This window comes from Rhizobium sp. Nf11,1, assembly GCF_050587665.1.
In the GTDB taxonomy this organism is placed as follows: domain Bacteria; phylum Pseudomonadota; class Alphaproteobacteria; order Rhizobiales; family Rhizobiaceae; genus Rhizobium.
Genome location: NZ_JBOBHU010000005.1, coordinates 112,066 through 132,371, shown reverse-complemented (window position 1 = coordinate 132,371; position 20,306 = coordinate 112,066). Strand labels below are relative to the sequence as shown.

The following is a 20,306-nucleotide window of genomic DNA, read 5'->3' as shown; positions in this document are numbered from 1 at the left end:
CGTCAGAACAAGCTTCCCTGCTTCGGCGCATCCGCTGGTCTTGCACCCCGCTTCTTCGCCCCGGTGGGCGGTACGCCGCCTTCTGTGGTCATGGCGCCGACCCGGCCGTCGGCAAATTCGATGGCGATGCCCATTCCGGCAGAAAGTGCCGCCGCCTGCGAGACCGGCCTGTTGTCCTCATCGCGAATGACGGCGTAGCCGCGCTTCAGCACATTCTTGTAGGAGAGCGACTGCAGCACGCGGTCCTGCGCGGAGAGTTCGGCGCGCGCGCGCGTCAGCTGATGGCGGATTGCCGTATCGGCATGGCGCGAAAGATTGCCGAGGCGTTCGCGCGCGCGGTCGGTTTGTGCTTTCAACCGTGCCGGCAGCGAAGCAAGGATCGCCTCCGCCCGCTCGACCCGCGACGTCGAGCGATCGAGCAGACGCTCGATTGTGCGCTCGGCCCGCGCCATGCGCTCACCCAGAAGCTGGCGTCGCTCGGCGATGCGATTGGAGAGCACATCGGGGCGCAGATGCGAGGCCATACGCTCGAAGCCGCGACGCTTGTTGATGGTGTTGAGTTCCAGCCCGCGACCAAGACCGACGGCCGCTTCATCGAAACGGCGACGCGGTAAGGCGAGAAGCTGATCGAGCGAGGGCAATGCCCGCATCAGACTACGGACGGACTGGCGGCGCTGATCCATCTGCCGGTTCATGCAGCCCTGCAGCCGGGCGGCAAGCGCCGCAGCCTGCGCATCGAGCTCCGCCTTGACGGGCACGGCCATTTCCGCCGCCCCGGTCGGCGTCGGAGCGCGAACATCGGCGGCATAGTCGATCAGCGTCCAGTCGGTCTCATGGCCGACGGCCGAGATCAGCGGTATGCGGCTTTCGGCAGCGGCGCGCACGACGATCTCGTCGTTGAAACTCCAGAGATCTTCCAGGCTGCCGCCGCCGCGCGCGACGATCAGCACATCCGGGCGGGGGATGGCGCCCGCGGGCCCCAGCGCGTTGAAGCCGCGGATGGCGTTCGCCACCTCCTCGCCGGATCCCTCCCCCTGGACCTTCACCGGCCAGACGAGGACATGCACGGGAAACCGATCGGAGATGCGGTGAAGGATATCGCGGATGACGGCGCCGGTCGGCGAAGTGACGACGCCGATCACATGCGGCATGAAGGGCAGCCGCTTCTTGCGGGCCGCATCGAACAAGCCCTCGGCACCGAGCCTGCGCTTGCGCTCCTCGATCAGCGCCATCAGCGCGCCGGCGCCTGCCGGCTCCAGCGTCTCGATGACGATCTGATACTTCGAGGAGCCGGGAAACGTGGTGACCTTGCCGGTGGCGATCACCTCCATGCCTTCCTCGGGGCGGAACTTCAGCCGCGAGAACGTGCCCTTCCAGATCACGGCGTCGATGCGGGCGCGATCATCCTTCAGTGCGAAATAAGCGTGGCCGGAGGAGTGCGGACCGCGATAACCGGATATTTCCCCGCGCACGCGAACCTGATCGAAGGCGGTTTCGACGGTGCGCTTGATCGAGCCGGAAAGCTCCGAAACCGAATATTCGGCAAGGTTGGTCGGCGAATCGCTGTCGAAGAGGTTGCTCATCCCTCCTTTCTATTTCCATTGGCGGGAAACAGGAAGGTCCGCGACCGCCGGAGAGACCCGTTTTCCCGACGGCTGAACCGTTAGGGTGGCAGAGTCGACGCCGTTCTATCAAGGCTCATACTATGGGCATTGCGTGCATGCGGTCGTTGCAGGAGAAAAAATGACAAGAAAAACGGGAAAATCCGTTACGCCGGGGAACGCATAGATAAAAAGCGCGTTTTACCCGAAAGGGATTGCTAACCACCGCAATACAAAGGATTTTCAGCCGAGAGAGCCGGTAAATCTTTGTTAGTTGGCGCTTCCTATTCTTCCCCTCGTTCTCTCTGGGAAGGTGCTGAAATGATTATTCTCACAGCAGCAGCATTGGGCATCAGCGCCGGGTTAATGCGCTCGGCCGCCGGGATCGCGTTGGTGGCCGCGCTGATCGGAATGAGCTTCACCCTGGCGGCGATAACCTCGCCGGGGCCAGTGTCACTTCTGGCGCTTGTTTATGCCATTCTCGGCTATAATGGCGGTCTCATCCTCTTTGTGCTCGGGCTTTATGCCAGCGACCGTCTGCGGGCCGTCCGCACGTCTCACTGACGTCAGCGCAACATAAAGGCTGCCGGCGTCAATCCGCCGTCGGCCGGTAGCGGAAGAACTGGACGCCCGTATCCGGCACTTTTGCAAGTGGTTCCAGATAGTGCGGAATATTCCCCTTGCCGAGTTCGGCATAGAGCCCATCCGGCTTCAGTTTGGCAAGTTCGCGCGTCTGCAGGTCCTTCGGGCAGAAAGCAAGCGCCGTCACACCGGCTCCCTTCAAAAAGGCTTCCGCCTCCTGCGGCTTTGCCAGGCCGATATGCAATTGCGTCAGCATGCCGCCCTGATCTCGGTGATAGGGGGCGGCGAGAACCCGATTTTGCGTGAATCGGAGGATCGGCACACCCATTTCCGATGGCGCGGAGACCAGGCCGGGCGGTAGTTCGCCAAGCGGTGCCAGCGCCTCTTTCGATGTGCAGGAAAGCGCTTTTGCCGGCTCCGCCGCCTTGTTCTGCGCATGGTTCTCCATCTGCATTGAAACAAGCCCGCCGCCGACGGCCCAGACCGCCGGAACGCTTGCGAGAACACTCGTCACATAGACAAGGGCGGCAGCGACATTCTCGCTGTCGCTGTTGGAGATGCGCCTGACATCGATAATCAGCAGGGCGAGCGGCAGGATCGAAATCAGGTTCGAGAAGGAAGAGCCGCGCACCTGGACCAGCGCGATCGCCCAGCTCGTGGCAAGCAGGAAGAGCAGGATAAGGTGGATCTGCACGCGATCGCGCTGAATGATACGAAAGATGCAAACGGCAATGCCGAGCAGACCTGCCGCATAGAAGGCTCCGACCAAGGTGGGATCGGTGCGCGCCAGCGCCAGGAGCGACTGGGCTTCCGAAATATGGCGCAGCCAGAGTTCGACCAGCATCGGATCGAGACTGCCCAACGGATCGCTCAGGCATTGCGGTGCGATGACGATCGCCGCACCAAAAACGCCGGCGCCGACAAAGGCGAGCGCGATAAAGCGCAAGGGTCGACGCAAGCCGCTCGCAAAAATGGCCGAAAACAACAGGAGGCCGCTGCCGATCGCCGCCAGGCTGTAGTAGCCGAGCGAGAGATTGTCGCAGGTAACCATCGAATAGAGCCGGGGCGGAACCGTTGCGAAGAAAAGAATGTTGATCGCAATCGTCAGCGACAGCCCGAAGGCCCGGGCCGCAGCGCAAAAATTCTCGCCTTCCCATGCCCAGAGCAGCGCGACCGTGAGGCAGACGGCAGCGACGAAAGGAGTGGTCTCGGCGCCGATGGCGATGGCGACAGCCGCCGCAACGCCGGCGACCGCGTAGCTCCAACCGCGACGCGCGGGATCCATGAGCATCGCCACCATCGTCGCGACCAGCGCCAGCTGCGCATTGTGATGATCGATGGCGCCAGGGGCGAAGCGGTTTCCAATGTAGATCGCCGGAGCAGTGAGACCGAGGGCGATATGCATACCCGCAATGCCGCCGATCCGCCGGCCGGCAACGCCCATGGCGAGCATGGCAGGAAAGATGAGCGATACGGGCCAGACGGCCAGCGCCAGCGCCTCGGCGGTTTCACGCGGCGCAAACAGGTCGAAGAACCAGATCAGCGAAGCGATCGGCAGATCGATCAAACGCGACCAGTGCATCAACGTACCGCCGGCGAGTCCGAGACGATATTGCATCAGATCGAACCAGCCCTGACCGGCAAGAAAATCGCGAACCTCGACGAGACGCATGCCATCGTCATTGTCGGGACCGACATAATCCGTGGCACCGGAGAGCTTGGTAACAAGGATGACGGCGGCGAGGATGACACTATAGGCGATGACGGCGGGCCAGAGACGCGTCAGCAGCGCCCCGAGTCGGCTCCTGCGGGCGGCGGTCACGGTCGACGCATTGGCAATCGGCTGCACGGCATTCATCGTGGTTAGCAACTCGTTTCCAGATCGCCGAACCTTAGCGGGCGCCGATCAAGAAAGTGTAAAGCCGTTTGCGCAGGCAGCCGATTTTGCCTCGGTCATAGGGTCTTATTAACGCTGCATGATTTAAGCTGTTGGCGGCTTTTCAGTGTAACGAGTAGAGTCATGGCCCGAACGCGTTCCCATCACCCGGACATTGCCGTCCTGCTTCCCTGCTATAATGAAGCTGCGACGATCGGCTCCGTGGTGCAGGGCTTCCGGGCGACGCTGCCGGATGCCGCAATCCACGTCTACGACAATAATTCCACCGACGGCACCGCGCTGCAGGCGATGCTGGCCGGAGCGCATGTCGTGCGCGAGCGGCGGCAAGGCAAGGGACATGTCGTGCGCCGCATGTTCGCCGACATCGAGGCCGACATCTACATCATCGCCGACGGCGACGGAACCTATGCACCCGGCGATGCCGAGGAGCTGGTGCGGACGCTTCTGACCGAACGCGCCGACATGGTTGTGGGAACCCGACGCGGCGTGCATGCCGATGCCGGCCGTCAGGGCCATGCGCTTGGCAACCGGCTTTTCAACTTGCTCTACCGGACGATCTTCGGCCCCGACTTCACCGATATTTTTTCGGGTTACCGCGCTTTCTCGCGCCGCTTCGTCAAGAGCTTCCCGGCAGTATCCGGCGGCTTCGAGATCGAAACCGAGATGTCGGTGCATGCCTCCCGGCTGAAACTTCCGGTGAGCGAGCTGGAGCTCGATTATGGCCGCCGCCCGGAAGGCTCGCACTCCAAGCTTTCGACGTTCCGCGACGGCGGAAAAATCCTCTGGATGTTCGCGATGCTGATGAAGGAAACGCGACCCTTCGCCTTCTTCAGCGCGATCAGCGCCGCCTTCATGCTGACGAGCCTCGGCTTCATGACGCCGGTGCTGGCGGAATATTTCGACACGGGCCTCGTCAGCCGCATGCCGACCTGGGTGCTATCAATGGCGCTGATGATGATCTCCTTCATGCTTTTTACCGCCGGCGTCATCCTGGATTCCGTGGCCCGGGCCCGGGCCGAGCAGCTTCGCATCCATTATATGAGCCTGGAGACCGCCAGCGCGGCCAAGGCGCCGCTCGCCGACGCAAAACCGGCATCGCGTGAACGTCCCGGAAAGGCGGATGCGGCATGAGAAAGCTCGTCCGCTTCGCGATCGGCGGCGGCATCGGCTTCCTTGTCGATGCCGGCATGCTGGCGGCGCTGCTCCATCTGACGCCGCTCGGCCCATTTCTGGCGCGGCTCGTCGCCATCGGGGTGGCAATGGCGACCACCTGGGCCTTCAATCGCAGCTTCACCTTCGATCGTTCCGGGCGGTCGCTTGCTGCCGAGGGCTTCCGCTACGGCTCAGTCGGCGTGACGGCGGCGCTTGTCAATTACGGGCTTTACTCTGCGCTGCTGCTTTCGCTGCCCACGCTCCAGCCGCTGGCGGCCATGGTGATCGCCAGCGTCGCCTCTATGGTCTTCAGCTTCTTCGGCTATTCGCGCTTCGTCTTCCGCGCGGAATGAGGGGAATGATCAGACTGGCTCCCAGCCGTCCTTCTCGCTGGCGCGGTAGATCGCATCGATCACCTTCTGGTTCAGCTTCGAGTTTTCGAGCGTGACGATCTCTTCCTTGCCGTTCTTTACCGCCCGAGCGAAGGCCTCGACCTCGCGCCTGTATTGGCGGCTGTCCTGATAGCGGAAGATGCGCGATTCATTGTGGCTGCGATCGGCCAGTTCGATCTCTTCCGGTCCCCAGCGATTGGCGTTGAAGGGCGACTTGACCTCGATGTAACCTTCGGTGCCATGGAAGACCATGACCTGGCGGTTGGCCATCTGCGTCGAGACGTAGAAGCTCAACTCGAAATCGCCGAAATCGGCCTTGACGCTCGAATAGATGTCCGTGCCGAAATCCGGATCGCGCTCGGTGATCGCTTGGACTGAGAGCGGCTCCTTGCCGGTGGAAAAACGGGTGCTCATGACGGGATAGACGCCGATATCGGGAAGGCCGCCGCCGCCGAGTTCCGGAACGTTGCGCATATTGGCGGGGTCGCGGTTGAAATAGGTGAAAGCGCCCTGCACATGCCGGAGCGAACCGATCGCACCCTCGCCGATCAGTGAACGCACCTTCTGCCAGACTGGGGAATAGGTGACCATATAGGCTTCGGTGACCACCACGCGATTGCGGTCGCGGGCAGCGATGACGGCGTCGATATCATCGGCCTTCAGCGCCAAGGGCTTTTCGCAGAGCACATGCTTGCCGGCATCGGCTGATTTGATCGACCATTCGATATGCTGCGACGTCGGCAGCGGGATATAGACGGCGTCGATGACGTCGGAGGCGAGCATCTCCTCGTAGGAGCCGAAGGCATGCGGCACGGAAAAGCGATCGGCCATTTCCCTTGCACGCGTCAGATCGCGGCTGGCGATCGCCGTAACGACGCAATTTTCAGCGTCCTGGATGGCGGGAACGACATTGTCGCGACCGATCTTCGCCGTTGAAATGATACCGAAACGCAGCATGTGCGAGCCTCCCAAAACCAATGCCGTCGAACCATATTGAGGCCTCGAGCGCGACGCAATGGTGCGATATGAAATTGCAGAAGTCGGGTTTGCCTAGTGCCGGGATCGCGCTAACTTGGCCAAACGGCGTTCTGCCGTATCCGCGATTCAATACAGCCTTTTATATTTCACCCATTTTGGAGAGCCTTATGGAACTGCGCCGGCTTGGGAAAACAGGTCTTTCGGTCGCACCGATCGTCATCGGCGGCAATGTCTTCGGCTGGACGGCCGACGAGAAAACATCCTTCGCCATTCTCGACGCATTTTTCGATGCCGGGCTCAACACGGTCGATACGGCGGACGTCTATTCCGCATGGGTTCCCGGCAGCAAGGGCGGCGATTCCGAGGAGATCATCGGACGCTGGCTGAAACAGGCCAAGGTTGGCCGCGACAAAGCCATCATCGTTACCAAGGTGGGCTCGGACATGGGCGAGGGAAAGACGCTCAAGGAGAGCTATATTCTGAAGGCGGTCGAGGCGTCGCTGCGCCGGCTGCAGACGGACTATATCGATCTCTATCTCTCGCATTGGCCGGATGCCGATACGCCGCACGAGGAAACGCTCGGCGCCTTTGCAAAGCTGAAGCAGCAGGGCAAGATCCGCGCCATCGGCTGCTCGAACTATGACGCGGATCTGCTCCAGGCGTCCTTCGACGCGGCCGAGAGGGCAGGCCTGCCCCGCTATGACGTGCTGCAGCCGGAATATAATCTTTACCAACGCGCCAGTTTCGAAGGGCCGCTTGCCGATCTCTGCGTTCGTCAGGATATCGGCGTCATCACCTATTTCGGCCTCGCCGCCGGCTTTCTCACCGGCAAATACCGCAGCAAGGCCGATACGCAGGGACGGGCGCGCGAAGGCCGCGTTTCGCAGTATTTCGATGAAAAGGGCCTGCGCATTCTCGCCGCACTCGACAAGGTGGCTGCCGAGACCGGCGCCACGCCGGCGGAAATCTCGCTTGCCTGGCTGTTGCGCAAGAGGGGCGTGACGGCGCCGATCGCCAGCGCGACGAGCCTGTCACAGCTCGAAAGCCTGGTGACGTCGGCGACACTTTCCCTTTCCCACGACGCAATGGCGCTGCTCGACGAAGCCGGCGCTGAAAGAACAGAGCCATGACCGCAACGATACGTGATGCCCGCCCCGAGGACGAAGCCCGCTGGCGCGAACTTTGGGCCGCCTATCTCGCCTTTTACGAGGTGACTGTCGATGCAGATATCACCGACCAGACATGGCGCCGGGTCTTCGATCCGGCCTCCGCGATCGCGATGCGCGTCGCCGAGGTCGACGGCAGGATTATGGGCTTTGCTCTTTTCCTGACGCATGAGGGCACCTGGATCCGCGGCAGGGACTGCTACCTCGAAGACCTCTTCGTCGATCCCGATGCGCGCGGCAAGGGCGTCGGCCGGGCGCTGATGGACGATCTCATCGCGCTCTGCAAGGCGAAGGGCTGGTCGCGGCTCTATTGGCATACGAGCGAGCAGAACAAGACGGCCCGCGCGCTCTATGACAGCTATATCGAAAGCGACGGTCACATCCGCTACCGCATCAGTTTCTGAGTGGGGGGAATCCCTCATAGAAAGCGCCGTGATCACCCTCCCAGTTCGCCATGCCCGGCTTGGTCAGGATGCCGCGCGGCCTGACATAGCTCTGGATCACCCGCTTCGGCCGTTCATGCCATTGGATATTGAAGGCCCAAAGCTTTGGAAAGAAGCAGAGCGTGGAGTAGGGCAGATGGTCGTGGATCCACCAGGCGAGCCGCTGCCAGTCGCTTTCATCGCGATAGCGGTCGATCACCCACGGCACGGCAATGCAGACGGCGGCGCCAATGCAGCCGTCGAAATCCCTGAGATCCCAGATGTGATGCGCAGCGGTGGCGGCATTGGTGGAACAGTTCAGATTGTTCGCGTTGCCGAAGCGGTTGACCTCAGGCGAGCGGTAACCGGAGCGGATGTGCAGGCGCCCGAACGTCGCTTCGAGCGGCTCCAGCAGTTCCTCGCAAAGCTGCGTGCCGGCTTCGATCGCCAGATCGGGATCCTCGGGGATATTGGGGATTCGGTAGAAATCGGCGATTTCGGAATGCAGGAAATCGCGGAAGAAGAAGTTTTGCGACAGCCGTACGCGGCCGAGATCCTCCAGACCTTTCATCGAACCCGGCTTCCGCATGAGCTTTTCTTCCTCCACATCGGCGGCAGGATGATTGCCCGGCGCGGTTTTCCAGTCCACCCGAAATCGGTCGGGAACAAATTGCGCGATCTTTGCTTCTTAGTGTGTCGCCGCGTTCGCGGCCTTTCCCAAAACAAGGATCGAGAAAATGGCCAAGGAAAAGACGTTGGAAGATCTCTTCTACGACACGCTCAAGGACATATATTTTGCCGAGCGGCAGATATTGCGCGCCCTGCCGAAGATGGCGCGCGCCGCCCAGTCCTCCGAACTGAAGGCCGGTTTCCAGAAGCATCTCGAGGAAACCGAAGCCCAGGTCGAGCGCCTGCAGCAGGTTTTTGAAAAGATCGGCAAGCGCGCCCAGGGCAAGACCTGCGAGGCGATCCAGGGCATTATCGCCGAGGGCGAAGAGATCATGGAAGAATTCAAGGGCACACCGGCGCTGGATGCCGGGCTGATCTCGGCTGCCCAGGCGGTCGAGCACTATGAAATCGCCCGTTACGGCACGCTGAAGACCTGGGCCGCAACGATCGGCCTGAAGGATGTCGTCGCCCTGCTCGACCAGACGCTGCAGGAGGAAACGGCCACCGACAAGATCCTTACCAAGCTCGCCACGACGGCGGCAAACCAGAAGGCAAAAGCCGCCTGAGGAAACGAGGCAAACGAGCGGCGGCCCTCACCGGCCGCCCGCATCCCTCTCCACATACCTGAAGAAATCGATAAAGGCGCGCAGCGCCGGCCGCATCTGCCGCCGGCTCGGATAATAGACAAACGGCCCGGGATAGGGCGCACACCAATCCTCCAGCACCCGCACCAGCCTGCCGGCCGACAGTTCAGTATGCACGCGCATATCGAAGAGATAGGCAAGACCGGCGCCGTTCAGCGCCGCAAGAAGGGCCAGCCGGTCCTCGCTGACGACAAGCGGCCCGTCGACCGCGACGATCAGTTCCTGCCCGTCCTTTTCGAATTCCCAACGATAGATGGAGCCGTTGGTGAAGCGTCGCTTGATGCAGCGATGATGGACGAGATCGCGCGGGTGCTGCGGCTTCGGATGGCGTTCGAAATATTCGGGCGAGGCCGCAATCACTGTCGTCAAATTGGGCGAGATTCTGACGGCGATCATATCGGCCTCCAGGCTCTCCTCCAGCCGGATGCCCGCGTCGAAACCCTCCTTGACGATATCGGTGAAGCCGTCCTCATTGGCGATCTCCAGCGTGATATCGGGATAGAGATTGAGGAAATCGCCAAGGCGCGGGGCGAGCAGAATATCGGAGGCGAAGCGCGGCGCCGTGATGCGCAGGTTTCCGGCCGGTTTGCCGCGCGTATCGTTGACCGCCTCCAATGCGATACCGATTTCCTCGAGCGCCGGACGCAACCTTTCGAGAAGCAGCCGACCTTCCTCCGTTGGCGCGACACTGCGGGTCGTGCGCGCCAGGAGCCTGACGCCGAGACTTTCCTCCAGGCTAGATATGGCGTGGCTGACCGCCGACGGCGCGACGAGCAGTTCCTTGGCCGCGGCTCGGAAGCTGCGATGTTCCGAGACGGCGGCGAGAACGGCGAGTTGAGAGAGTTGCCTTCTGTTCATTGATCTAAATTATAGAACAGGTTGTTAGAAACTGCATGCATTTTTTGATTGATACGGCGCCGATATTGTCTGGCTGTACCGCAATGATCTCCCAACCGGTTCGACGTCAGCTCAGAAAAGGAGCGCATCATGAAAACCAGAAAACTCGGAAACGATCTCACGGTCTCTGCCGTCGGCCTCGGCTGCATGGGCATGAGCTTTGCCTATGGCGCCAGCGACGAAGCGGAATCGGTCAAGACGCTGCACCGCGCCGTCGATCTCGGCGTCACCTTCTTCGACACGGCCGAAGTCTATGGTCCCTTCACCAACGAGGTTCTTCTCGGAAGAGCGCTGAAGCCCTTCCGCGACCGCGTGGTGATCGCCACCAAATTCGGCTTCAAGATCGATACCAGCCAGGCCGGCGCTGCCGCCATCGCCGGTGTCGACAGCCGTCCTGAACATGTGCGTGCGGTTGCCGAAGCCTCACTGAAGCGTTTGGACATCGAGACCATCGATCTCTTCTACCAGCACCGGGTCGACCCCAACGTGCCGATCGAGGAGACGGTCGGCGCCATGGCCGAGCTTGTGAAGGAAGGGAAAGTCCGTGCCCTCGGCCTCTCGGAAGCCGGCAGCGCCACGATCCGCCGCGCTCATGCGGTCCATCCGATCGCAGCGCTTCAGAGCGAATATTCGCTGTGGACGCGCGATCCCGAAGAGGATGTGCTTGCCACCTGCCGCGAACTCGGCATCGGCTTCGTGCCCTACAGCCCGCTCGGGCGCGGTTTCCTGACAGGAGCGATCCGCAAAGCCGACGACCTTGCCGACGACGATTTCCGCCGGCAGGTACCGCGTTTCCAAGCGGAGAATTTCGACGCCAATGCCGCGCTTGTCGCAACGCTCGAAAAGCTGGCCGCCGCAAAAGGCGTGACCGCGGCGCAGCTGGCACTGGCCTGGGTGCTGAACCAGGGCGACGACATCGTGCCGACCCCCGGCGCGCGCAAGCTTCACCACCTCGAACAAAACGTCGCCGCTGCCGATATCACGCTCAGCGCGGAGGAGCTCGATCAACTCGGCGAGGCGATCCCAGCGGCACAGGTGGCGGGCAAGCGCTATTCGGATGCCTCGCTTGCCATGACGAATATTTGAAAACGGACAAGCCCGGCCGGTCGCACAGGTCGGGCTTGCCTTCGCGGCCGGCGAAACTATCTAACGCCATCTTAGAGAACGGGATGGAAACATGTCGGACAGACAGGCAGTCGAGCAGACGGTTCACCTCTATGTCGAAGGCATGGCTTTCGCCAATGCGGCAGCCTTGAAGAAGGCCTTTCACCCGAAAAGCTCGATCATCGGCTATTACCAGAATGCCGTCGAATGGCTGACGCGGGACGAATTCATCGCCGCAATCCTGGCCGAGGAGCCGGCCCCTCCCGGCACGCAGCCTTTCATGGACATCCAGAACGTCGATGTCGAGGGTGACGCGGCAAGCGTGAAGGTCACCGACGATTTCGCCGGAATGCGCTTCACCGACTATCTATCGCTGCTGAAGATCGAAGGCCGATGGGTGATCGTCAGCAAACTCTATCATTTGCACACATGAAAAGACCGGCCGCTCGCGCGACCGGTCCAATCTATCTTCGGCAGATGAAGCTCAGCTTCTGAGGACGCCGCCGGTGAATTTCGTGACGCTCGCCACGATCTTCTGCGTCAGCGCCTCGAAATCCTCGTCCGTCAGCGTGCGCTCGACCGGCTGGATCTGAACCTCGATCGCTACCGACTTCTTGCCATCGCCGACCGATGCGCCCTCGAAGATGTCGAAGACGGTGACGCCGGTGACGAGCTTACGGTCGGCGCCGGTCGCAGCCTTGACGATCGCGCCTGATTCCACCGTCTTGTCGACGACGAAGGCGAAGTCACGCTTGACGGCTTGGAAAGGCGACAGATCGAGCGCCGGCTTGGTGCGGGTCGCCTTCTTTTTCGGCTCCGCCATGGCATCGAGATAGACTTCGAAGCCGCAGAGAGCACCGGAGACATCGAGGGCTTCCAGCGTCAGCGGATGGAATTCACCGAAATAGCCGAGCACGATCTTCGGCCCCATCTTGATCGTGCCGGAGCGGCCGGGATGGTACCATTCGGGGCCGCCCTGCTCGATCTGGATATTGCCCATCGGCAGGCCGCAGGCTTCGATGACGGCGAGCGCATCGGCCTTGGCGTCGAAGACGTCGACCGGCCTGCCACCGCCCTTGGCTGTATTGGACCACATGCGGCCGGCGCCGGCGAGCGATGCCGTGCCACGGCGGATGCCGCCGGCGACGCGGCGCTGGCCTTCCGGCCGGTCGTTTTCATAGGTGCCTGAGACTTCGAAGATCGCAACGTCGGCGTAACCCTTGTCGGCATTGCGCTGAGCCGCGGTCAGCAGGCCCGGCAGCAAAGACGGGCGCATGTCCGACATTTCGGCGGCGATCGGATTGGCAAGCTTGAGCGCGGGCGAACCGCCGCCGAACAGCTTTGCCTGATCCTCTGGAATGAAGGACCAGGTCACGGCCTCCAGCATTCCGCGCGCGGCGAGCGCCCGCTTCGCAGTGCGGGTGCGGATCTGCAGCGTCGTCAGGATCCGGCCATTGACGGCGGCATGGCTCTCGAGCGGCGCCGGCTTGATATTGTCGACGCCGTGGATGCGCATGACCTCCTCGACGAGATCGGCCTTGCCGTCGACATCAGGACGCCAGGAGGGAACGGCGACGGAGACCCTCTCGCCGGAGCCTGAGACCGTGAAGCCGAGACGCGTCAGAATGGCGTTGCTTTCCTCATTGGAGACTTCGAGGCCCGTCAGGCGCTTGACCTCCGAATAGGGGAAATCGACAACCTTCGGTTCGTAGCCGCGATAGCCGACAATCTCGGCCCTGGTAGCGGTGCCGCCGCAGAGTTCCAGCACCAGTTCGGTCGTGCGTTCGAGACCGGGAACCATATATTCCGGATCGACGCCGCGTTCGAATCGGTAGCGTGCGTCGGTGATGATGCCGAGGCTGCGGCCCGACTTGGCAATGTTCATCGGGTCCCAGAGAGCGGATTCGATCAGCACGTCGACGGTGTTGTCGTCGCAGCCGGAATGTTCGCCGCCCATGATGCCGCCGATCGATTCGATGCCGTCCTCGTCTGATATGACGACATTGTTCGGGCCGAGCTTGTATTCGCGCTGGTCGAGCGCCAGTACGGTCTCACCTTCCCTCGCGCGGCGGACGGTGAGATTGCCCTTGATCTTGGCGGCATCGAAGACATGGATCGGCCGGCCCTGATCGAAAGTCATGTAATTGGTGACGTCAACCAGCGCGTTGATCGGGCGCAGGCCGATGGCTGTGAGCCGTTGCTGCATCCAGCGCGGGCTCGGGCCATTCTTGACGCCGCGCACAAGCCGTAACGCGAAACCGGGGCAGAGCCTGGGATCATCGAGATCGAGGGTCAACTTGACCGGCGTCTCGCCTTCGACGGCAAAGGACGGCGCGGGGCGCATCTTCAACCTGCCGAGACCAGAGGCGGCAAGATCGCGGGCAATGCCGTGGATGGAGGTGCAATCCGGCCGGTTCGGCGTCAGGTTGATCTCGATGACCGGATCGTCGAGATTGATATAGGCGGCGTAACTCTGGCCGACCGGCGCATCCTCGGGCAGTTCGATGATGCCGTCATGACTGTCGGAGATCTGCAGCTCCTTTTCGGAGCACATCATGCCGCGGCTTTCGACGCCGCGAATATTGCCGACGGCAAGCGTGACGTCGATGCCGGGAACGTAGGTTCCGGGTGCGGCGAAGGCACCGACGAGGCCGGCGCGCGCATTCGGGGCGCCGCAGACGACCTGTACCGGCGCGCCGGATCCGGTATCGACCATCAGCACCTTCAGGCGATCGGCCTGGGGATGTTTTTCCGCCGAGAGGACCTTGGCGATGACGAAGGGCTTGAACGCCGCCTTGTCGTCGACATCTTCAACTTCCAACCCGATCTCGGTGAGGCGGGCGCAGATTTCATCCAGCGTGGCATCCGTTTCGAGATGTTCTTTCAGCCAGGAGAGCGTGAATTTCATCGTCTCAAATCTCCGTTCAAGCGCTCAGACCGCCGAACAGTGTCGGCATGTCGAGCGGGCGGAAGCCGTAATGCGTCATCCAGCGGACGTCGGCATTGAAGAAGTCGCGCAGGTCGGGCATGCCGTATTTCAGCATGGCGATGCGATCGAGACCCATGCCCCAGGCAAAACCCTGATATTCGTCCGGATCTAGCCCGCCATAGCGCAGCACGTTCGGGTGGACCATGCCGCAGCCGAGAATCTCCATCCAGTCGGTGCCTTCGCCGAACTTGACGATCGGGCCGGAGCGGTCGCACTGGATATCGACCTCGAAGGAGGGCTCGGTGAAGGGGAAGAAGGACGGGCGGAAACGCATCGTCACGCTTTCGACCTCGAAGAAGGTCTTGCAGAATTCTTCCAGCACCCAGCGGATGTTGGCGACATTGGCCTTCTTGTCGATGACGAGGCCTTCGACCTGATGGAACATCGGCGAATGGGTGGCGTCGCTATCCTGACGATATGTCTTGCCGGGAATGATGATGCGGATCGGCGGCTGCTGCGCTTCCATGGTGCGCACCTGCACCGGCGAGGTATGGGTGCGCAGCACCTTGCGCTCGCCGTTCTCATCCGGATTGAAGAAGAAGGTGTCGTGCATCTCGCGGGCCGGATGGCCTTCGGGAAAATTCAGCGCGGTGAAATTGTAGTAGTCGGTCTCGATATCGGGACCTTCGGCGATCGAGAAACCCATATCGGCGAAGATCGCGGTGATCTCGTCGACGATCTGGCTGATCGGATGGATGCGGCCGCGCTCGGCGGGCGAGGAGCGCACCGGAAGGCTGACATCGACCGTCTCGGCCTTAAGACGGGCATTGACCGCCGCCATCTTCAGCACCGATTTGCGCTCAGCAATGGCGTCCGTCACCTCGTTCTTCAAGGAGTTGATCGCCGCGCCGCGGGTCTGGCGTTCCTCCGGCGTCATGGCGCCGAGCGTCTTCAAGAGCTCGGAGACAGAGCCCTTTTTGCCGAGGGCGGACACGCGCACGGCCTCGAGCGCGGGCTCATCACCGGCGGCGGAAATTTCGGCAAGCAAGGAAGATTTAAGCTGGTCGATATCTGACATCGTCTTCTTTCCGTCCAGATCAGGCGGCGTTCGAAAGGCAGGCTGGAGAGGCCGGCGCAAGGAGTATAGAGAAAGAAAAACCCGCGCCAGCCCAAACCAGCGCGGGTTTCCCAAAATTCAATAGAGCATAGAGCCTGGGAAGCGCTGGTTACCGAACCGCGCCTTCAAACTCGTTCGCCGTGCCCGTTTCCTTGAGATATTCAAGGGCCTTCTTAGCGGCAGCAACCAGGGCGCCGAATGCTTCCGGCTCGTGGATCGCCATGTCGGAGAGAACCTTACGGTCGACTTCGATGCCGGCCTTGTTCAGGCCGTCGATGAAGCGGCCATATGTCAGGCCGAATTCGCGGACGGCAGCGTTGATACGCTGAATCCAGAGGGCGCGGAAGTTGCGCTTGTTGACCTTGCGGTCGCGATAGGCGTACTGCTTGGCGCGATCGACGGCAGCCTTGGCGGTACGGATTGTGTTCTTGCGGCGGCCGTAGAAGCCCTTCGCCTGCTTCAGAACCTTCTTATGCTTGGCGTGGGCCGCGACGCCTCTTTTTACACGTGCCATTTCATGATCTCCTTAATCTAACGCGTTACCGGAATAGTCTCAGAGACCGTTCGGCAGATAGTTCTTCACGACCTTGCGGCCATCGGGTTCTGCGAGAACCATCGTGCCGCGTGCATCGCGAATGAACTTGTTCGTGCGCTTGATCATGCCATGGCGCTTGCCAGCGGCAGCCGCCTTGACCTTGCCGGATGCGGTGATCTTGAACCGCTTCTTGGCAGCGGACTTCGTCTTCATCTTGGGCATTTTGCTACTCCTTCTGTCCTCCCTGCGCGCTTCATCAAAAAGCCCTCCTCGCGAAGTCCGGTTCTCCGGCCGTCGCAACAAGGTGCGGGAGCGTTTGTTGTTGATCTGCGGCATCGGCGACGAACCGTTCCGCAAGCATTCGAAACTGCCACGGCATGCCCTGCCGGTCAGTTCGGACGCGCGCTTATAACCGCAGCGTCACGAAAGTGCAACGGGGCCGCGGAGGAATCTTCGGCTATGCATGTCGCGCGGAAGTGTGCGGCGGTTCCGAGATAACGACATGCATAAAACAAAGGGGCCGAAGATAGGGTGGCCGAACGCACAAAAGCCGCCCTTGCGGACGGCCTTGGGCAAAAAGTGACTGGCGCTTACTTCGGCGCCAGCACCATCATCATCTGGCGGCCTTCGAGCTTGGGCTCGGCTTCCACCTTGGCGATCTCGGTCGTATCCGCCTTGACCTGCTGCAGAAGCTTCATGCCGAGTTCCTGGTGAGCCATTTCACGGCCGCGGAATTTCAGCGTCACCTTGACCTTGTCGCCTTCGTCGAAGAAGCGGCCCATCGCCTTCATCTTCACCTCATAATCATGGGTGTCGATGTTCGGGCGCATCTTGATTTCTTTGACTTCGACGATCTTCTGCTTCTTGCGCGCCTCGGCAGCCTTCTTCTGGTTGGCATATTTCAGCTTGCCCAGATCGAGGATCTTACACACCGGCGGTTCGGCATTTGGGGAAATTTCGACAAGATCGAGGCCGGCTTCTTCCGCCATTCTCAAGGCCTGGTCGGTGGGCACGACGCCCATATTCTGTCCGTCAGCCGCGATCAGCTGAACTTTGGGAATGCGGATTTCACGATTCGAGCGCGGTCCGTCCTTCACGGGCGCATCGGTCTTAAAAGGTCTGCGAATGGTCGTATTCTCCTCGCGTTGTTTCGGAACGTTGCAGCCGCGCGCTCCGGATCATCAGGGGCGCAAACCTATCTCGTTATCGCTGCAACGGAGTCAATATCACCCTATAGCGGAAAAATCACCCGCTGTCAGCCTGCCAAGAATCTGTTTTATAGGCCAAAACAACAGGAGTTTCGCCGATGTCCGATCCGATGGCCAATACCCAACCCCAGTTCATGACGGTCGGTGAAGGCGAGGCGGCGCGTGAAATCGCCATGCTCGTCCGCCCCGCCCAAGCCGGCAATACCGTCCCGTCTCTCGTTTGGCTATCCGGCTACCGTTCGGACATGAGCGGCACCAAAGCCCTGGAGCTCGACGGGCTGGCGGGCGAACTCGGGGCCGCCTGCATCCGCTTCGACTATTCAGGCCACGGTCTTTCCGGCGGCAGCTTCCGCGACGGCACGATCTCGCGCTGGCTGGAGGAAGCGCTTGCCGTCATTCGTCATCTTGCGCCGGACAGGATCATTCTCGTCGGTTCCTCGATGGGAGCCTGGATCGCGCTCCGGCTGGCGCAGGAACTCGTCCGACAGGGTGGTCCGAAGCTCGCCGGTATGGTGCTGATCGCGCCGGCGCCCGATTTCACGTCGGAACTGATCGAGCCGAACCTTAAGGCCAAGGAGCGCAAGTCGCTGGCGGAGCGCGGCTATTTCGAAGAGCGCTCGCACTACAGCCCCGAACCGAACATCTATACGCAGGCACTGATCGAGGACGGGCGCAAGAACCGGGTGCTCGACGGCATGATCGAGACGGGCTGCCCGGTGCATATCCTTCAGGGCATGAAAGATCCCGACGTGCCGCATGCGCACGCAATGAAGCTTCTGGAGCACCTTCCCGCCGACGACGTGGTGCTGACCTTCATCCGCGATGGCGACCACCGCCTTTCCCGCCCGGGCGATATCGGCCTTCTGCTCAGCGCCGTCAAAGGCATCATTCGTTCATCAACAAATATGCAGATGCCCATTTGAACAGCACCGACCGAGAAATTCCCCTAACGCAAGCCGCCAACCCGTTGCATTTTAACCATGTTGGCGCGTCGCAACGCTCTCCCAAGAAGTAACGATTGACTCTTCTCGGCCCTCTCCATTAACAATTTGTTAATAATTTAAGGGGCGATCGAGGAAAGGGCGGGCGTGCGATTCAAGGGTATCTTTGTGGCCATGACGGCCGTGTTTGCGATGGCGACTGCCGCCATCCCAGCTCCAAGCAGAAATGCTTCCATGGTAACAGGCAACGCCACCTCTCAGCCGATCGGCCATTATGATTTCTGTCAGACCCACAGCAGTGAGTGCGGCGCGAACCGCAATGCGGGTCCGGTCGAGATGACGCCTGCGAAGTGGTCGCTCGTCCGCTCGGTCAACGCTACGGTCAACAGCACGATCAAACCGATGACCGACAAGGAAATCTACGGCAAGGACGAGGTCTGGGCCTATCCGACGACCGCCGGCGACTGCGAGGATTTCGCGCTCTTGAAGCGCCGCATGCTGATCCAGCGCGGCTTTTCGGCCGCCGACCTGCTGATGACCGTCGTGCGCAAGCCTGACGGTGAAGGCCATGCCGTCCTGACGCTGCGCGCAGCCGACGGCGACTTCGTGCTCGACAATCTCGCAGCCGACGTGAAGCCCTGGTTTGCGACGCCCTACACCTTCGTCAAGCGCCAGTCGAGCTACAATGCCGGCCGTTGGGTCACCATCGAGAACGGCCGCGACCTTCTGGTCGGCGCTCTTCGCTAAGAATTTGCAAGGGGGATGCGGGGGAAAGGGCCGGCGTAAGCCGGCCTTTTGCTTTTTGGAGATTGGAGACGCGTCGTCGTTAGCTTTCGCAGTCCTCGTCCTTCGAGGTCCGTGCTGTGCACCTCATTGAGGGCTGATCGTCTGCGTGCCGCCGGAGATGAGGTGTTGATATGCCGCACCGTCTCCCGGCCCTTCGCTTTGGCTCAGGGCGTTCGTCGCTGCAATCGATTCACTGGATCGATTGCTCGGCTTCGCCGACCGCTCCTCACCCATTCCCAATCAAAATACCGGCGGCGAGTACCAGGCCGCCGCCGAGCACGACCTGGAAGGCGGCGCGCAGGAAGGGGGTTTCCATGTAGCGGTTCTGGATGAAGGCGATTGCCCAGAGCTCGAAGAAGACGATGATGGCGGCGGTGATCGTTGCCGTCCAGAAATGCGGGATCAGATAGGGCAGCGCATGGCCGAGGCCGCCGAGCGCCGTCATGATGCCGCAGGCAAGGCCACGCTTGACCGGCGAGCCCCGGCCGGAGATTTTCCCGTCGTCATGGGCGGCTTCGGTGAAGCCCATTGAGATGCCGGCGCCGACGGAGGCGGAAAGACCGACGAGGAAGGTCTGCCATGTATCCTGGGTAGCGAAGGCTGCGGCAAAGATCGGCGCCAGCGTCGAAACCGAGCCGTCCATCAAGCCGGCAAGGCCCGGCTGCACATAGGTCAGCACGAATTGCCGGTGCGCCGTCTCGTCCTCGTCGCGCCTGATATCCTCAGGCGTATGTTTGTCGCCAAGCATGCGGGCGATGTCTTCGTGCCCCTGTTCGGCGAGTGCGAGGTCGCCGAGCAGCTCACGCGTCGAGGCGTCCGTGGTGCGCTTTGCCGCCTCGACATAAAATCGATAGGCCTGCTCCTCCATCGCCTCGGTCTCCTGCCGCATCGCATCGAGCGACAGGTTGGCTCGCAGCCAGTCCGGCTTGCGTTCGTAAAAGCCCTGCACATGCTCGCGCCGAATCAGCGGGATGCGCTCGCCGAAACGTTGACGATGGATTTCGAACAGCGATTTGCGGTGCGTATCCTCGACCTCGGCCATATCTTCAAAGACCTTGGCCGAAGCCGGAAATTCAGGCCGCAGCTTGTCGGCATAGGCGAGATAGATGCGGGCGTCATCTTCCTCGGAGGCAATCGCAAGGGCGAGAATCTCCTGCTCGGAGAGCGAATCAAAGGATCGTTTCGGCGACCTGAAAAAACGCGCCAGCATAAACTTCTCCAAAAAATTTAGAATAATTCTAAACCTAGGCAAGGAAGCGATGGTGGTCAAGTGGCCGAGGCGGACC

Annotated in this window: 21 protein-coding genes; 10 read left to right on the top strand and 11 right to left on the bottom strand. The window is 61.4% G+C overall.

Going from position 1 to position 20,306, the window contains the following annotated elements:
- Positions 1–2: 2 nt before the first annotated feature.
- Complete coding sequence (gene xseA, locus ACQ7C1_RS10040) at positions 3–1,583, bottom strand: exodeoxyribonuclease VII large subunit (RefSeq protein ID WP_430958167.1); 1,581 nt, start codon at positions 1,581–1,583, stop codon at positions 3–5.
- Positions 1,584–1,922: 339 nt separating this feature from the next.
- On the opposite strand from xseA, the gene ACQ7C1_RS10035 reads away from it, so the two are divergent.
- A complete protein-coding gene (locus tag ACQ7C1_RS10035; protein WP_020920162.1) occupies positions 1,923–2,165 on the top strand; it encodes a hypothetical protein in 243 nt (80 codons plus the stop codon).
- A 28-nt stretch (positions 2,166–2,193) separates the two neighbouring features.
- On the opposite strand, the gene ACQ7C1_RS10030 is transcribed toward ACQ7C1_RS10035, so the two are convergent.
- Entirely contained in the window at positions 2,194–4,041 is a 1,848-nt protein-coding gene (locus tag ACQ7C1_RS10030) for a hypothetical protein (protein WP_430958276.1), read from the bottom strand.
- 162 nt (positions 4,042–4,203) lie between these two features.
- On the opposite strand from ACQ7C1_RS10030, the gene ACQ7C1_RS10025 reads away from it, so the two are divergent.
- On the top strand, positions 4,204–5,211 hold the full coding sequence (locus ACQ7C1_RS10025) for a glycosyltransferase (protein WP_285191980.1): 1,008 nt from the start codon (positions 4,204–4,206) through the stop codon (positions 5,209–5,211).
- Positions 5,208–5,585 (top strand): GtrA family protein, encoded by a 378-nt coding sequence (locus ACQ7C1_RS10020; RefSeq protein WP_430958166.1) that lies wholly within the window; start codon positions 5,208–5,210, stop codon positions 5,583–5,585. The genes ACQ7C1_RS10025 and ACQ7C1_RS10020 overlap by 4 nt, the downstream gene beginning before the upstream one ends.
- A 9-nt stretch (positions 5,586–5,594) precedes the next feature.
- Here ACQ7C1_RS10020 and ACQ7C1_RS10015 read toward each other — a convergent pair whose 3' ends face one another.
- Positions 5,595–6,581: a Gfo/Idh/MocA family protein gene (locus ACQ7C1_RS10015; protein WP_097599530.1), complete on the bottom strand. Its 987-nt coding sequence runs from the start codon at positions 6,579–6,581 to the stop codon at positions 5,595–5,597.
- Positions 6,582–6,769: 188 nt separating this feature from the next.
- Here ACQ7C1_RS10015 and ACQ7C1_RS10010 point away from each other — a divergent pair, with 188 nt between their 5' ends.
- Positions 6,770–7,732, top strand: a complete 963-nt coding sequence (locus tag ACQ7C1_RS10010; protein ID WP_430958165.1) for an aldo/keto reductase — start codon at positions 6,770–6,772, stop codon at positions 7,730–7,732.
- Complete coding sequence (locus tag ACQ7C1_RS10005; protein WP_430958164.1) at positions 7,729–8,172, top strand: GNAT family N-acetyltransferase; 444 nt, start codon at positions 7,729–7,731, stop codon at positions 8,170–8,172. Before ACQ7C1_RS10010 ends, ACQ7C1_RS10005 begins: the two co-directional genes overlap by 4 nt.
- On the opposite strand, the gene ACQ7C1_RS10000 is transcribed toward ACQ7C1_RS10005, so the two are convergent.
- Entirely contained in the window at positions 8,162–8,779 is a 618-nt protein-coding gene (locus tag ACQ7C1_RS10000) for a hypothetical protein (protein ID WP_430958163.1), read from the bottom strand. The two genes, ACQ7C1_RS10005 and ACQ7C1_RS10000, sit on opposite strands and share 11 nt — an antisense overlap.
- Positions 8,780–8,927: 148 nt before the next feature.
- Between ACQ7C1_RS10000 and ACQ7C1_RS09995 the strand changes: the two genes are divergently transcribed.
- A complete protein-coding gene (locus tag ACQ7C1_RS09995; protein ID WP_085776628.1) occupies positions 8,928–9,425 on the top strand; it encodes a ferritin-like domain-containing protein in 498 nt (165 codons plus the stop codon).
- A 27-nt stretch (positions 9,426–9,452) separates the two neighbouring features.
- Here the strand turns inward: ACQ7C1_RS09995 and ACQ7C1_RS09990 are convergent, their stop codons facing one another.
- On the bottom strand, positions 9,453–10,361 hold the full coding sequence (locus ACQ7C1_RS09990; RefSeq protein WP_430958162.1) for a LysR family transcriptional regulator: 909 nt from the start codon (positions 10,359–10,361) through the stop codon (positions 9,453–9,455).
- Between the two features lie 129 nt (positions 10,362–10,490).
- Here ACQ7C1_RS09990 and ACQ7C1_RS09985 point away from each other — a divergent pair, with 129 nt between their 5' ends.
- Together ACQ7C1_RS09985 and ACQ7C1_RS09980 are read left to right on the top strand one after the other, a co-directional pair.
- Positions 10,491–11,486, top strand: coding sequence for an aldo/keto reductase (locus tag ACQ7C1_RS09985; protein WP_430958161.1), 996 nt, complete (start codon positions 10,491–10,493; stop codon positions 11,484–11,486).
- 91 nt (positions 11,487–11,577) lie between these two features.
- Complete coding sequence (locus tag ACQ7C1_RS09980; protein WP_011423650.1) at positions 11,578–11,937, top strand: nuclear transport factor 2 family protein; 360 nt, start codon at positions 11,578–11,580, stop codon at positions 11,935–11,937.
- Positions 11,938–11,988: 51 nt separating this feature from the next.
- On the opposite strand, the gene pheT is transcribed toward ACQ7C1_RS09980, so the two are convergent.
- From pheT to infC, 5 genes are all read right to left on the bottom strand, one after another.
- The gene (gene pheT / locus ACQ7C1_RS09975) at positions 11,989–14,412 is read right to left on the bottom strand and encodes a phenylalanine--tRNA ligase subunit beta (protein ID WP_430958160.1); all 2,424 of its coding nucleotides are present in this window, start codon (positions 14,410–14,412) and stop codon (positions 11,989–11,991) included.
- Between the two features lie 16 nt (positions 14,413–14,428).
- Complete coding sequence (gene pheS / locus ACQ7C1_RS09970) at positions 14,429–15,511, bottom strand: phenylalanine--tRNA ligase subunit alpha (RefSeq protein ID WP_430958159.1); 1,083 nt, start codon at positions 15,509–15,511, stop codon at positions 14,429–14,431.
- A 148-nt stretch (positions 15,512–15,659) separates the two neighbouring features.
- Complete coding sequence (gene rplT / locus ACQ7C1_RS09965; RefSeq protein WP_064693455.1) at positions 15,660–16,064, bottom strand: 50S ribosomal protein L20; 405 nt, start codon at positions 16,062–16,064, stop codon at positions 15,660–15,662.
- A gap of 39 nt (positions 16,065–16,103) precedes the next feature.
- Entirely contained in the window at positions 16,104–16,307 is a 204-nt protein-coding gene (gene rpmI / locus ACQ7C1_RS09960) for a 50S ribosomal protein L35 (protein ID WP_011423646.1), read from the bottom strand.
- Positions 16,308–16,675: 368 nt separating this feature from the next.
- Complete coding sequence (gene infC, locus ACQ7C1_RS09955) at positions 16,676–17,212, bottom strand: translation initiation factor IF-3 (RefSeq protein ID WP_073990355.1); 537 nt, start codon at positions 17,210–17,212, stop codon at positions 16,676–16,678.
- Between the two features lie 179 nt (positions 17,213–17,391).
- On the opposite strand from infC, the gene ACQ7C1_RS09950 reads away from it, so the two are divergent.
- Positions 17,392–18,216, top strand: coding sequence for an alpha/beta hydrolase (locus ACQ7C1_RS09950; protein WP_430958158.1), 825 nt, complete (start codon positions 17,392–17,394; stop codon positions 18,214–18,216).
- Positions 18,217–18,381: 165 nt separating this feature from the next.
- Positions 18,382–18,981 carry a transglutaminase-like cysteine peptidase gene (locus tag ACQ7C1_RS09945; RefSeq protein ID WP_097599539.1) on the top strand — a complete coding sequence of 200 codons (600 nt, stop codon included), beginning with the start codon at positions 18,382–18,384 and terminating at the stop codon, positions 18,979–18,981.
- A 265-nt stretch (positions 18,982–19,246) separates the two neighbouring features.
- Here ACQ7C1_RS09945 and mbfA read toward each other — a convergent pair whose 3' ends face one another.
- Positions 19,247–20,230 carry an iron exporter MbfA gene (gene mbfA, locus ACQ7C1_RS09940; RefSeq protein ID WP_097599540.1) on the bottom strand — a complete coding sequence of 328 codons (984 nt, stop codon included), beginning with the start codon at positions 20,228–20,230 and terminating at the stop codon, positions 19,247–19,249.
- Between the last annotated feature and the right edge of the window lie 76 nt (positions 20,231–20,306).